At 59.8% G+C, this 12,609-nt stretch carries 8 protein-coding genes and 4 pseudogenes; 2 read left to right on the top strand and 10 right to left on the bottom strand.

The genetic code is table 11. The features are described 5' to 3' along the window. The first annotated feature begins 6 nt into the window (after positions 1-6). Together ACQ4MM_RS17975 and ACQ4MM_RS17970 are read left to right on the top strand one after the other, a co-directional pair. Positions 7-147, top strand: coding sequence for a hypothetical protein (locus ACQ4MM_RS17975; RefSeq protein ID WP_431478615.1), 141 nt, complete (start codon positions 7-9; stop codon positions 145-147). Between the two features lie 147 nt (positions 148-294). Next, positions 295-765 carry a metallophosphoesterase family protein gene (locus ACQ4MM_RS17970; RefSeq protein ID WP_431478614.1) on the top strand — a complete coding sequence of 157 codons (471 nt, stop codon included), beginning with the start codon at positions 295-297 and terminating at the stop codon, positions 763-765. Between the two features lie 1,096 nt (positions 766-1,861). Here ACQ4MM_RS17970 and ACQ4MM_RS17965 read toward each other — a convergent pair. From ACQ4MM_RS17965 to ACQ4MM_RS17920, 10 genes and pseudogenes are all read right to left on the bottom strand, one after another. After that, entirely contained in the window at positions 1,862-2,302 is a 441-nt protein-coding gene (locus ACQ4MM_RS17965) for a jacalin-like lectin (protein WP_431478613.1), read from the bottom strand. Positions 2,303-2,442: 140 nt separating this feature from the next. Further along, positions 2,443-3,219: an enoyl-CoA hydratase gene (locus tag ACQ4MM_RS17960; protein WP_431478612.1), complete on the bottom strand. Its 777-nt coding sequence runs from the start codon at positions 3,217-3,219 to the stop codon at positions 2,443-2,445. Between the two features lie 132 nt (positions 3,220-3,351). Then, a pseudogene (locus ACQ4MM_RS17955) lies at positions 3,352-4,550 on the bottom strand (acetyl-CoA C-acyltransferase). 27 nt (positions 4,551-4,577) lie between these two features. Further along, positions 4,578-5,024 (bottom strand): YiiD C-terminal domain-containing protein, encoded by a 447-nt coding sequence (locus ACQ4MM_RS17950; protein WP_431478611.1) that lies wholly within the window; start codon positions 5,022-5,024, stop codon positions 4,578-4,580. Between the two features lie 57 nt (positions 5,025-5,081). Continuing rightward, the gene (locus tag ACQ4MM_RS17945) at positions 5,082-7,478 is read right to left on the bottom strand and encodes a 3-hydroxyacyl-CoA dehydrogenase/enoyl-CoA hydratase family protein (protein ID WP_431478610.1); all 2,397 of its coding nucleotides are present in this window, start codon (positions 7,476-7,478) and stop codon (positions 5,082-5,084) included. Between the two features lie 13 nt (positions 7,479-7,491). After that, a pseudogene (locus ACQ4MM_RS17940) lies at positions 7,492-9,286 on the bottom strand (acyl-CoA dehydrogenase C-terminal domain-containing protein). A 56-nt stretch (positions 9,287-9,342) separates the two neighbouring features. Beyond that, positions 9,343-9,934 (bottom strand): annotated as a pseudogene (locus ACQ4MM_RS17935) (TetR/AcrR family transcriptional regulator). A gap of 276 nt (positions 9,935-10,210) precedes the next feature. Further along, positions 10,211-10,591 carry an RNA-binding S4 domain-containing protein gene (locus ACQ4MM_RS17930; protein WP_431478609.1) on the bottom strand — a complete coding sequence of 127 codons (381 nt, stop codon included), beginning with the start codon at positions 10,589-10,591 and terminating at the stop codon, positions 10,211-10,213. Further along, positions 10,588-11,752, bottom strand: a pseudogene (gene clsB, locus ACQ4MM_RS17925) (cardiolipin synthase ClsB). The gene ACQ4MM_RS17930 and the pseudogene clsB overlap by 4 nt, the downstream one beginning before the upstream one ends. Positions 11,753-11,755: 3 nt before the next feature. Next, complete coding sequence (locus tag ACQ4MM_RS17920; protein ID WP_431478608.1) at positions 11,756-12,568, bottom strand: endonuclease/exonuclease/phosphatase family protein; 813 nt, start codon at positions 12,566-12,568, stop codon at positions 11,756-11,758. Between the last annotated feature and the right edge of the window lie 41 nt (positions 12,569-12,609).

The following is a 12,609-nucleotide window of genomic DNA, read 5'->3' as shown; positions in this document are numbered from 1 at the left end:
GTGGCGATGCTGGCCAGTGCAACGGGACGCAGCACCCCCTGCCGCCAGGCCGGCGCCGACCGCGAGTCCGAGCAGGATCAACCAAAGGTGACGCAGGAACGCCGGCCGTTCATGGTGTTTGACCGCCAGACCGGTGCTTGCAATTGAAAGGCCCAGCAAGCCGAATGGCAGCCAGGCTGGCACGGAATTCAAGGGCATTTTTTCTTATCCGGAGAGTTTGCAGAACCGCATCATATTCTTTTTGCTAAGATTGAACTGAAAATCCATAACCCGACCGCAAACATCAAGTCTCCAATGCGTCTATTAATTCTCTCCGACCTGCATCGTGAATTCTGGGATAAGCACCAGGTCTCGTTTGACCTCGCCGCCTCATCACCGGATGCCGTCGTTCTAGCTGGCGACATCGATACCAGCGGAGTACGTTCTGTGCAGTGGGCCGAAACTGCCTTTGAGGGGATCCCGGTCATCTACGTGCACGGCAACCATGAGGGTTACGGTCACAACCTGGATAGCGAGATCGAGAAGATTCGTGCAGCCAGTGCTGCAACAGCAAACGTAAGGTTCTTGAATTGCGACGAGTGCATCATCGGAAACGTGCGCTTCCTGGGAGCCGCGTTATGGACAGACTTCAAGCTGTTTGGCGATGACCGTCGATACTTCGCGATGACCAGGGCGGAAGAAGTGATGTCGGACTACCGCCGCATAAGACTCGCCCAGCAAGAACTATGGCAAGTTGCGCACGAAGGACACTGCCTTTTTCCATGAGCAGCACAAGTCATGGATTAGCAATAAGCTGGCTGCTCCCCATGACGGCAAGACCGTCGTCGTAACCCACATGGCCCCGTCCATGCTTTCGGTTCCGAGCCAGTATGCAAATGATCTGACGTCGTCGGCCTATGCCTCGAACCTGGACGAGATAGCCGCAAAGGCAGACCTATGGGTGCATGGGCACATGCACGAATCCTTTGACTACCGGATTGGAGCGTGCCGCGTGGTGTGCAATCCGTTTGGGTATATGTCGAAAAACGGAAGCCCTGAGAATGAAGGCTTCAACCCAGACTGCATTGTCGAAATCTGAAAAATGTTTAAAGCCCGCCAAGGGTGGGCTTCGCTTGCGGCATTGAGTGACAGGCTTCGACGGATTCATGTGTAGTGGCTCAGACTTGACCTGATACTTGCTGTCAGATAGGTTAGAGGTCGCGTTGGCCGTATCCGGCCAGGGAGCGGGAGGTTAGCGGAATTAATACAGCCCGTTCCGGCCAGAAGCTGCCGCTGAGACTCGGCCGACTTATTGATTCAGTGGAGTGTTAATTGATTAGTTCCAAAGTAAAGACGGGTTTTGTAATTTCGCTTGGCTTAGTTTGGGGCTATCTGTATTTCTTTGTGAGTGAACCGTCTCCCAAACCATATTGGACAGGCCCAAAAGCGAAACAGTTCGTCGTTAGTTCAATGGATGACTTTTGCAAAGCGCTATACGGGGACGGTGTATGTCCGAATACACGTTTAGGGGGCAAACAGAGATGGATAATAACCTCTGACCTTACAGCATCTGGAATTCGTACTCAGCAGGTCGACGACATCCTGACTCCATCCGGATGGATAAGAGTCAGCTTAGATAACGAATCAATTGCAGGCTTTTGTAAGCAGGGCTATTTCGCACAATATGACCACGCCAGTGGATACGTAAGCACAATTAACTTTCCAGGGTGGCAGTCATGGATGTGAAAAACTGCTGCACGCGCAGAAGTAATTCGTGGTAGTGCTGACCAGAGCGTCTGTTTTGGGGTGAGCCGCCCCCCGTCTGACAGTCCCTGTCAGGTCAATTTTGAGCTACAGCTAAGCTGGTATAGCTCGCGAATTATCAGTTTTGACCACCAGAGGGAGCCAGAGTATAAAACGCTACAGCGTCAAGGTAATTGCCGGACCGGCCAGCGAAACCGTAGACGGGCGCAGTAATTGTTGACCACTCCGGTCCCTCCTCCTGACCAAAAGGTCCATATACCTTGTTCAGACTGGTCGTAACGCTAAGTGTGTGGACGAAGTCACCCCAAGTGCAGCGCACCTGGGTGATGAATTCTCCCGGTTGCAGGACGAAACCGGATTGTTCGCCGTCGCCAGGATTTCCGCGCCAGGCGCCCGCCCGGGTCGAGCCATCCACCATGAGCCAAACGGCTTGCAGGGCGTTGATCCAATTACCAGCGTAAATGTTCACACCCACGAGTTGAGACACACCCGTCAAATCGTCTTCGAAGAACTCACCTCCATTGCCGCCATAAAATGGGGACAGGTCATAACTAAACATTTACACCTCCTCAGAATCGTATTAGTGCCAGGCATGTGGGCAGAAGAGCGCAGCTCTCACATGCCGCATCGTACCAGCGAAATTTTCTACGCATTCGAGTCCGGGGAGGCGCCCGTTGAGCTATTGCTACGGCGGTGGACTTAGGCGAACTTGGAGAAGTCCGGCTTGCGCTTCTCGAAGAACGCGGTGAACGCTTCCTTGGCTTCGGCGCCGGTCAGCATGGAGCCGAACTGCGCGCTTTCCACGTCGATGTGGGCTTTCAGCGCTTCGCGGCCGGCCTTCATCAAACGCTTGGTCTGGCGGATCGACTCGGCCGGCAGTGCAACCAGTTTGACCGCTTGCGCCTGCGCGTGGGCCAGCACTTGATCGGCGGGCAGCAGCTTCGAGATCAAACCCATGTCGTAGGCTTCCTGCGCGCTGAACGGCTCGCCCAGCATCAGTTTCTCCGCTGCGCGGGCGTGGCCGCCGTTCGCAGGCAGCAGCATGCTTGAACCGAATTCAGGGCACAGGCCCAGTGCCGCGAAAGGCACGGAGAACTTGGCGTTGTCGGCGGCGTACACCAGGTCGCAATGCATCAGCATGGTGGTGCCGATGCCGATGGCGGCACCGTTGACGGCTGCCACGACTGGCTTGGTGCTGTTGAACAGGGCCTTCATGAACTGGATCACAGGGCGGTCGGTGAACGCCACGCCGTCGTTGGCAGTGGTGGTCATTGCGAAGTCGACCAGGTCGTTACCGGCGGTGAAAATCTCCGGCTTGCCGGTGAACAGGATGGCGCGCACTTCGGTGTCCGATTCGGCGGCATTGATGGTGTCGGCCATGGTCTGGTACATGGCGGAGGTGATCGCGTTCTTGCGTTCCAGGCGGTCGAATTCGATGGTCAGGATGCCTGCGTTCTTGCTGGTCTGGATTGCCATTGCGTTTTGTCTCCCTAGTAAACCGGTAAACCAATGTCAGACCCACAGGGTCTGACACTTGCTGCTCGCCGGCCGAGGATATAAAAAAAGGCGGGCTTTTGACCCGCCTTGCTTAGTACGTCGTCGCGCGGATTATACGCGCTCGATGATGCCTGCTGCGCCCATGCCGGCGCCCACGCACATCGTGACCATGCCGTATTTCAGCTGGTTGCGGCGCAGTGCGTGCACTACGGTCGCAGCGCGGATCGCGCCGGTTGCGCCCAGCGGGGTGGCCCAGGGCGATTGCGCCGCCCATCGGGTTTACTTTGCTGGTGTCCAGGTTCAGGTCGCGGATCACGGCCAGGGCCTGTGCGGCGAACGCTTCGTTCAGTTCGATCCAGTCCAGCTGGTCCTGGGTGATGCCGGCAGCTGCGCAAGCGGCTGGGATGGCGACCTTAGGACCGATGCCCATGATTTCCGGTGGTACGCCGCGTACAGCGAACGAAGAGAACTTGGCCAGCGGGGTCAGATTGTGTTCTTTCAGGATCTTCTCGGACACCACGATCAGCGCGCCGGCGCCGTCGGACATCTGCGAGGAGGGTCGCGGCGGTCACGGTGCCCTTGGCGGCAAACACTGGCTTCAGCTTGGCCATGCCTTCCATGGAGGCGTCAGCGCGCGCGCCTTCGTCGGTATCCACGGTGCGCTTGCCAACCTTGATCTCGCCGGTGCGCAGGTCAGGGGTGCGGGTGATGATTTCGACCGGGGTGGTCTCGTCCTTGAAGAAGCCGGCTTGCTGGGCGGCGATCGCCTTGCGGTGCGATTCCAGGCCGAAGGCGTCCTGGTCTTCGCGGGAGATCTTCCATTGCTGCGCCACTTTCTCGGCGGTCAGGCCCATGCCGTAGGCCAGGCCCACGTTCTCGTCCTTGAAGGTGTCCATGTTGATCGATGGGTGGTGGCCCATCATCGGCACCATCGACATCGATTCGACGCCGCCGGCGATCATCACGTCGGCTTCTCCAACGCGGATGCGGTCGGCAGCCATGGCCAAGGCGGTGATGCCCGAAGCGCAGTAACGGTTGATGGTCACGCCGCCCACGGTGTTCGGCAGGCCTGCCAGCACCACGGAGTTACGGGCGATGTTGAAGCCTTGTTCTGCTTCAGGGAAGGAGCAGCCGATGATCGCGTCAACGATCAGGGCCGGGTCCAGGTTAGGCACGGCAGCCATGGCGCCGCGGATAGCGGCGACCAGCAGGTCGTCCGGGCGGGTCTTGCTGAACATACCGCGCGGTGCTTTACCGATCGGGGTGCGGGTAGCGGCGACGATGTATGCGTCTTGGAGTTGTTTGCTCATTTTTAAGCTTTCCAGTATCTGTGTTCGTTAGCGTTTGGCGGAGAGGTACCAGTCCACCTGTACTTGTGCTGCCAGCGTGCCGTGTTCGTCGAAGATGTCGACGTTGACCGGGAACGCTACTTTTCCTTCATCCTTCAGCTGTGCGCGGATCGCGGCCAGGTCGCCCGGTACCCGGCCGGAGGCGCGCGTCGCGCCCTTGGCCACTTTCTGGTACTGGATGCGCGACTCCTTGGCGACCGGGCGCATGTCCATGATCAGGTCGGCAAAGCCGCCTGCCATGGCCGCGCCGGATGCCGTTTCGGCCAGCGTGAAGATCGCACCTGCATGCGGCGTGCCGAGGTGGTTATGCAGCTTGCCGTCGTCCGGCATCGACACTTCGGCCGTTCCCGGGCCGATGCTGTCGATGCGGATGCCGAGCAGGCGCACAAACGGCAGCGACTCCGTCATGTGCTTCTTGATTTGCTCATAGACCATGCCAGGTTTCACTCGAAGTAAAAGTTTAAAGGCCAGCGACAGGATGGACATTTGCTCTTAGTTGCGTACCGGCTTACCGGTTTGCAGCATGCCCATGATGCGCTCTTGCGACTTAGGATGGTTCAGCAATTCCAGGAAGGCCTTGCGTTCCATATCCAGCAGCCACTGCTCGCTCACTACGCTGCCCTGGTCGATGTCGCCACCGGACACGATCTCGGCGATCATGTCGCCCAGCTTGTAGTCGTGGGCGGAGATGAAGCCGCCGTCGCGCATATTGACCAGCTGGCCGCGGATGGTGCCCCAGCCGTAACGACCGGTTACTGGCACTGGACGCTGGATCGGCGCGCGGTAGCCCGAATCGGCCATCGAACGTGCCGTGGTTTTCGCCACGTGCAGCAGCTCGTAGGCGTTGAACACGATGATGTCGTCTTCCTTCAGGTAGCCCATGGCCTTCGCTTCCAGCGCGGACTTGGAGACGTTCGCGGTAGCAGCGTTGGTGAAGCCGGTCTTCAGGAATTGCAGGATGTCGTTGCCTTTGGCTTCGCGGGCTGCACGAACAGCCGCTTCTTTCAGGCCGCCGCCGCCCGGGATCAGGCCAACGCCCACTTCCACCAGGCCGATGTACGATTCCAGTGCCGCTACGCGCTTCGATGCGTGCAGCATCATTTCGCAGCCGCCGCCCAGAGCGATACCGGCAACAGCCGCCACCACTGGCACGTTGGAATACTTCATCGACATGAAGGTGTCTTGCAGTTCCTTGATGATCGGGTCGACTGCTTTCGCGCCGCCGGCCATGAAGGCTGGCAGGGCTTCCTGCAGGTCGGCGCCGGCCGAGAAGGCGCCGCCTTCGGCTGCGTCGGTGTTCCAGATCACCATGCCTTTGAAGTTCTTTTCAGCTTCGGCCAGGCCCAGCTTGATACCGTTGATCACGCCTTTGCCGATCACGTGCATCTTGGTCTTCAGCGACAGGATCAGGACGTCGTCGCCGGTGTGCCACAGGCGCACGGATTCGTCTTCGTGCACGGTCACGCCGGCAGTCTTAGGATCGGCGCCGCCGCCGCCCACTACCGGAGCGCGGAATTCCTGGCGCTTGTACACAGCCAGTTCGGAACGCGGGGTGTAGGACTTGGTCGCCGGCGAGAACGAGCCTTCAGCGGTATGCACGCCCTGCTCGCCCACTTTGCCTTCGAACACCCATGCTGGCAGCGCTGCATTGCACAGCGCCTTGCCGGCTTCGATGTCTTCCTTGACCCACTGCGCAACCTGGCCCCAGCCTGCTGCTTGCCAGGTTTCGAATGGACCGACGTTCCAGCCGAAGCCCCAGCGCATGGCGAAGTCGATGTCGCGCGCGTTGTCGGCGATCGATTCCAGGTGAATCGCGATGTAGTGGAAAGCGTCGCGGAAGATCGCCCACAGGAACTGGCCTTGCGGGTTGGTCGATTCGCGCAGCGCCTTCATCTTCTTGACCGGATCCTTTTCTTTCAGGATGCGGGCGATGATGTCGTCTGCCTTCTTGCCGCCGGCGACGTATTCACCGGTGGCTGCGTCCAGGCGCATGATGTCCTTGCCGACCTTCTTGTAGAAGCCGGCGCCGGATTTCTGGCCCAGGGCGCCCTTGGCGACCAGGCCGGACAGCACGGCTGGAGTCTTGTACAGCGCTGCGAACGGATCGTTCGGCAGGTTGTCTTCCATGGTCTTGATCACGTGGCCCATGGTGTCCAGGCCAACCACGTCGGCGGTACGGAAGGTACCGGACTTGGCGCGGCCCAGCTTGGCGCCGGTCAGGTCGTCGACCACGTCGACGGACAGGCCGAACTTCTCGGCTTCGTGGATGATGGCCAGGATGCCGAACACGCCAACGCGGTTAGCGATGAAGTTCGGGGTGTCCTTGGCACGGACCACGCCCTTGCCCAGCACGGAAGTCATGAAGGTTTCCAGCTGGTCCAGGATTTCCGGCTTGGTGTCGGTGGTCGGGATCAGTTCCACCAGGTGCATGTAGCGCGGTGGGTTGAAGAAGTGCACGCCGCAGAAGCGCGCCTTCAGGTCGGCGTCGAAGCCTTCGGCCAGCTTGTTGATCGACAGGCCGGAGGTGTTCGACGCGAAGATCGCGTTCTGGGCGATGTGCGGAGCGACCTTCTTGTACAGGTCATGCTTCCAGTCCATGCGCTCGGCGATCGCTTCGATGATCAGGTCGCAGCCGGCCAGCAGGTCCAGGTTGTCTTCGTAGTTGGCGATCTGCACCAGTTCCGCGTCGGCCTTGTCGCCGAACGGAGCTGGGGACAGCTTCTTCAGGCCTTCGATGGCCTTGATGCCGATACCGTTCTTGTTGCCTTCTTTGGCTGGCAGGTCAAACAGTACCACTGGTACTTTAGCGTTGACGCAGTGGGCAGCGATCTGCGCACCCATCACGCCGGCGCCCAGTACCGCTACTTTTTTCACGTTGAAGTTGCTCATGTTTTTCCTTTAATTAGAACAGGTCAGCATCCAGGGCCATCAGGTTGGCGGCGCCGGAACGAGCCTGGCGGATCAGGGTTGCGGTTTCTGGGTACAGGCGGCCGAAGTAGAAGCGGATGGTTGCCAGCTTCGAGGTGTAGAACTTGTCGCCCGACGCTTCTTTTTCCAGGGCGATCTTCGCCATCTGCGCGAAGAAGTACGAGTACACCAGGTGACCGGCGACGCGCAGGTAAGGCACGGCAGCGGCGCCCACTTCGTCCTGGTTCTGGAAGGCCTTCATGCCGATTTCCATGGTCAGCTTGGTCAGTTTCTCGCCCAGGTCGCCCAGCGGAGTGACGAATTCGGACATCGCTTCGTCGGTGCCGTTTTCTTCCACGAAGGCGCGCACTTTCTCGCCGAACTTGCGCAGCTTGGCGCCGTTGTCCATCAGGATCTTACGACCCAGCAGGTCCAGCGACTGCACGGTGTTGGTGCCTTCGTAAATCAGGTTGATACGCGCGTCGCGCACGTACTGCTCCATGCCCCACTCGGAGATGTAGCCGTGGCCGCCGTACACCTGCATGGCGTCGGAAGTAGCGATCCATGCGTTGTCGGTGATGAAGGCCTTGATGATCGGGGTCAGCAGGGCTACTTCGTCGCCGGCTTCCTTGCGCACATCGGCGTCAGGGTGGTGCAGTTCGCGGTCGATCTGCAGCGCCACGTAGGAAGCGAAAGCACGCGCGCCTTCAGCGTAGGCTTTGCCGGTCAGCAGCATGCGGCGCACGTCCGGGTGCACGATGATCGGGTCGGCCGGGCCTTCCGGGTTCTTCACGCCGGACAGGGAGCGCATCTGCAGGCGGTCTTTGGCGTACACCAGCGCGTTCTGGTAAGCCACTTCGGTCAGGCCCAGCGACTGCACGCCTACGCCCCAGGCGGGCGGCGTTCATGAACACGAACATCGCGTTCAGGCCCTTGTTCGGCTGGCCCGATGATCCAGCCCTTGGCGCCGTCCAGGTTCATCTGGCAGGTCGAGTTGCCGTGGATGCCCATCTTTTCTTCGATCGCGCCGCAGAAGATCGGGTTGCGTTCGCCGATCGAACCGTCCGCGTTAGGGATGAACTTAGGCACCAGGAACAGGGAGATGCCTTTCGAGCCTTCCGGTGCGTCCGGCACGCGTGCCAGCACCAGGTGCAGGATGTTTTTCGGCCATATCGTGTTCGCCGGCCGAGATGAAGATCTTGGCGCCGGTGATATCCCACGAACCGTCGGCGTTAGGGATGGCTTTCGAGCGCAGCATGCCGAGGTCGGTGCCGCAGTGTGGCTCGGTCAGGCACATGGTGCCGGTCCACTCGCCGGAAACCAGCTTCGGCAGGTAGGTCTTCTTCTGTTCGTCGGTGCCGTGTTCTTTCAGGCACTCGTAGGCGCCGTGCGACAGGCCCGGGTACATGGTCCATGCCTGGTTGGCGGAGTTCAGCATCTCGTAGAACGAGTTGTTCAGCACGATAGGCAGGCCCTGGCCGCCGAAGTCTGGATCGCAAGCCAGCGCAGCCCAGCCGCCTTCAACGTACTGGGCGTAGGCTTCCTTGAAGCCTTTTGGCGTGGTCACGGTCTTGGCCGCGGCATCGTGGTGGCAGCCTTCGCGGTCGCCGGAGTGGTTCAGCGGGAACAGCACTTCCGAGGTGAACTTGGCGCCTTCTTCCAGCACCTGGTTGATGATGTCCGCGTCGGTTTCGGCGTGAGGAGGCAGCTCTTTCAGCTTCTCTTCCCACCTTCAGCAGCTCATGCAGCACGAACTGCATATCACGGATTGGCGCGACGTATTGACCCATTTTATTCTCCAGATAGCTAAAAGGTTATGTTTGTTCGGCTGCGGCGAAATGCAGCCTTAGGATGGTTGATAGTTTTCGATCAGTCGGTTGAAGCCCACGCCTGCCCGGTCCACGCTGCCAGGAGTGCGCATGAAACGCGCCTCGTGGTGCAGGGCCAGGATCAGGCCATACATCTCGTACACCAACTGGGAAGCATCGGTATCGCCGCGCAGGTCGCCATTGTCGACGGCCTGGCGCACGCAACGCAGCAAAGCTGCCTGCCCACGCGCCGACCATCGCCAGCAGCTCTTCGCGGATCGGGCCAGGACGGTCGTCATACTCGACGGCGCCGCTGATATAGATGCAGCCCGAGGCGATTTCCACGCTCACACGTTTGATCCAGTTGGCAAACATGGCGCGCAGGCGAGGCAGGCCACGGGCCTCCTTCATCGCCGGGTAAAACACTTCCTGCTCGAAACGATGGTGGTACAGCTTCAACACTTCAATCTGCAAATCTTCTCGCGAACCAAAGTGCGCGAACACACCGGACTTACTCATGTTCATCTTATCGGCGAGCAAACCAATGGTGAGGCCTTCAAGACCGTCACGGCTTGCCAGGTCGAGGGCCACATCCAGGATGGCCGCACGGGTCATTTCGCCTTTGCGCATGAATTTAGTTGGTGTATTTACAAGAATGCCACTCACTTTTGGACCCATCCAGAAAGAAGGAAAAACCTTATTCTCGCTCTAACAGATCGGCCGCTGGTGAAAAGTTTTGCGAACGTTCGTACTATTATCCAGCGTGTGGCGAAAGTCAAACGGCACTACTAGAAGTGCACCTCTATTGTTGCGCCGCAGCAAATGTCCACTTTGGGGTCAGGAACGAATGCGGACATTCCCGAGGGAATGTCCGCATTCGTTCCTGACCCCAAAGTGGACATTTGCTCACGAGTCGGTGGCGCGTTCCCATTGGCGGCGGTCGCGCTTGGTGGGGCGGCCTTTATTGTCGGCGAAGGGTTCGGGGAATAGTTTTTTGCGCTCGATCAGGGCGGCGCGGCGGGCCAGCGACTCTGCGCTCTCTTCATACAGCAGGCGCGCGATCGGTGCGCCTTCGCGCTTGCCCGATATGCCCACCACCAGCACGTCCCATTCGTCCGCGCCGTTATCGATATGCAGGCACTCGCCCAATTTCGCATTGCGCGAAGGCTTGATGCGCTCGCCGCTCGACAATTTGACCTTGCCCTTGTCGATGGCGTCGATGGCCAGTTGGCGCGTCTTGAAGAAACGCGCCGCCCACAGCCATTTGTCTATCCTGACGTCACTCATGTGTACTTTCCTACCGCAAAAATGCGCATCAGCGTACGGTAGAAGAAGTAAGCCACCTCATACCCGACCCGCCGGAAGCGCCCGACATGTTCGAAATCCTGCGGGTGGATCACCACGCCTTCGGCAATGGCATCCTCGATCTTCGCCCGCAGGGAACGCGCAAAGGCGGCGTCCTTGATCACCACATTGGCTTCCTGGTTGAGAAACAGGCTCAAGCCGTCCACATTGGAGGAGCCCACCGTCGCCCAGTCATCGTCGATGACCGCGACCTTGGCGTGCAGCTGCGTCTTGCGGTATTCCACCACCTTGACCCCTGCTTCCAGCAGCTTGGGGTAGAAGGAGTGCGCCACCGCGTCCTGCAGCCAGAATTCGCCGACGCCGATCAGCAGCACCACATCCACCCCGCGCTGGGCGGTTGCGGCCAGGGCACGGCGGAACTTGCGGCCCGGCGCGAAGTAGGGATTGGCCAGCAGCACGCTCTTCCTGGCCCGTCCCAGGGCCTGCAGGTAGGCGCGCTGGATGGTGCGGCGGTTGCGCAGGTTGTCGCGCAACCACGAAACCGGCCTGCATCGTGCTCTGGCGCGCGATCTTGTTCAGCTTGCGCACTTCGTTGAACAAGGTCAGGCGCTTGACGATGTTCATATGGCCCAGGCGGGTCCACTGCGTTTCCGCCTCGCTATGGATGGATTCGACCAGCGGCCCGCGCACCGCCACCGCAAAATCCCAGCGCGGCGCCTCCAGCGCCTTGTTGTGGTCGTAGTCGGTGAACATGTCGTCGTTGATATTGATGCCGCCGACAAAGGCCACCTGGCCGTCCACCACGCAGATCTTGCGGTGGGTGCGCGTCACGCCGCGCCGGAACCAGGGGTTGAAGATGCGGTGCTCGACACCGGCCGCCGTCACTTCGGCCTGCAGGCGGTAAGCGGGCTTGTGCCCGGTGCCAAACCAGTCGGTAATCATGCGTACGGTCACGCCGCGCTGCGCAGCAGCTTTGAGCGCGGCCATGACGCGTTTGCCGGTTTCGTCCTCGGCGAAGATATAGGTCTCGAAATAGACTTCGACCTGTGCGGCCTCGATCGCCTCGACCAGTGCCGGAAAATAATCGGTACCGCAGTGGAGGAGTTTGACTTCGTTATCGGCTATAAAATCAACGTGACGCATGTGTCAGGAAACCAGTTTCAGGTTTGCCACAATGGGCGCATGGTCCGACAGCTTGGCCCATAGCGGGCCATGCAGGACTTCCGCGGATTCTACCTTGAAGCCCCGCACATAGATGCGGTCCAACCTGAAGAACGGCAAGGCAGCCGGAAAGGTACGGGCCGGGCGCTGGGCGGCCTTGCGCCGCGCCAAAGTACGCACCAGGTCGCCGACCCGATGGCCATGATTGATCTCGTCGAATACTTCGCGCACGCCGAGTGCGCTTTGCAGCTTGTCGGTCAGGGTATTGCGCCAGTCGTTGAAGTCGCCGGCGATGATGACCGGCTCGCCGTCCGGCGCCGAGCTGCGCACGGCTTCAATCAGCATCTCGGCCTGCCGCACGCGGCTGCGCTCGAACAGCCCGAGATGGATCACGTAGCAGTGCACCAGCATGCCGTCCGTCTCCACCACCGAATGCAGGATGCCGCGCGATTCATAGGCATGGTCGGAAATATCGGTATTGGTCCAGCGCGCAATCGGGTACTTGCTCAGTAGCGCGTTGCCGTGGTGGCCGTGGTCGTATTGGGCGTTCATGCCATACACGGACTGGTGCGATTCCCCGGCAAAAAATTCATGCTGGGCTTTTTTCGGCCAATGCCGGTGACCCTGGCTTTCCTCGCCATAACGCGCCTCGATCCGATCGTGCTGGCCCTGTACTTCCTGCAGGAAGACGAGGTCGGCATGGAAGGCCTCAATCGCATGGCGCAAGGCATGCACCCGTGGATGGCTACGGTACGACATGCCTTTGTGGATGTTGTATGTGGCAACGCGAATCATCATGGAACCATTCTAACCCCAACTGCCCGGCTTGCTCCCTGTCA

This window comes from Massilia eburnea (genome assembly GCF_050709955.1).
Lineage (GTDB): Bacteria > Pseudomonadota > Gammaproteobacteria > Burkholderiales > Burkholderiaceae_D > Rugamonas > Rugamonas eburnea_A.
Note: the sequence above shows the minus strand (reverse complement) of the source record. Positions and strands in the feature narration are given on the sequence as shown.

Bases quoted from the DNA above. Each gene is read 5' to 3' on its own strand.
- ACQ4MM_RS17950 (WP_431478611.1), bottom strand. From the start codon at position 5,024: ATGGTCTATGAGCAAATCAAGAAGCACATGACGGAGTCGCTGCCGTTT.
- ACQ4MM_RS17970 (WP_431478614.1), top strand. From the start codon at position 295: ATGCGTCTATTAATTCTCTCCGACCTGCATCGTGAATTCTGGGATAAG.
- ACQ4MM_RS17945 (WP_431478610.1), bottom strand. From the start codon at position 7,478: ATGAGCAACTTCAACGTGAAAAAAGTAGCGGTACTGGGCGCCGGCGTG.
- ACQ4MM_RS17965 (WP_431478613.1), bottom strand. From the start codon at position 2,302: ATGTTTAGTTATGACCTGTCCCCATTTTATGGCGGCAATGGAGGTGAG.
- ACQ4MM_RS17960 (WP_431478612.1), bottom strand. From the start codon at position 3,219: ATGGCAATCCAGACCAGCAAGAACGCAGGCATCCTGACCATCGAATTC.
- ACQ4MM_RS17975 (WP_431478615.1), top strand. From the start codon at position 7: ATGCTGGCCAGTGCAACGGGACGCAGCACCCCCTGCCGCCAGGCCGGC.
- ACQ4MM_RS17920 (WP_431478608.1), bottom strand. From the start codon at position 12,568: ATGATGATTCGCGTTGCCACATACAACATCCACAAAGGCATGTCGTAC.
- ACQ4MM_RS17930 (WP_431478609.1), bottom strand. From the start codon at position 10,591: ATGAGTGACGTCAGGATAGACAAATGGCTGTGGGCGGCGCGTTTCTTC.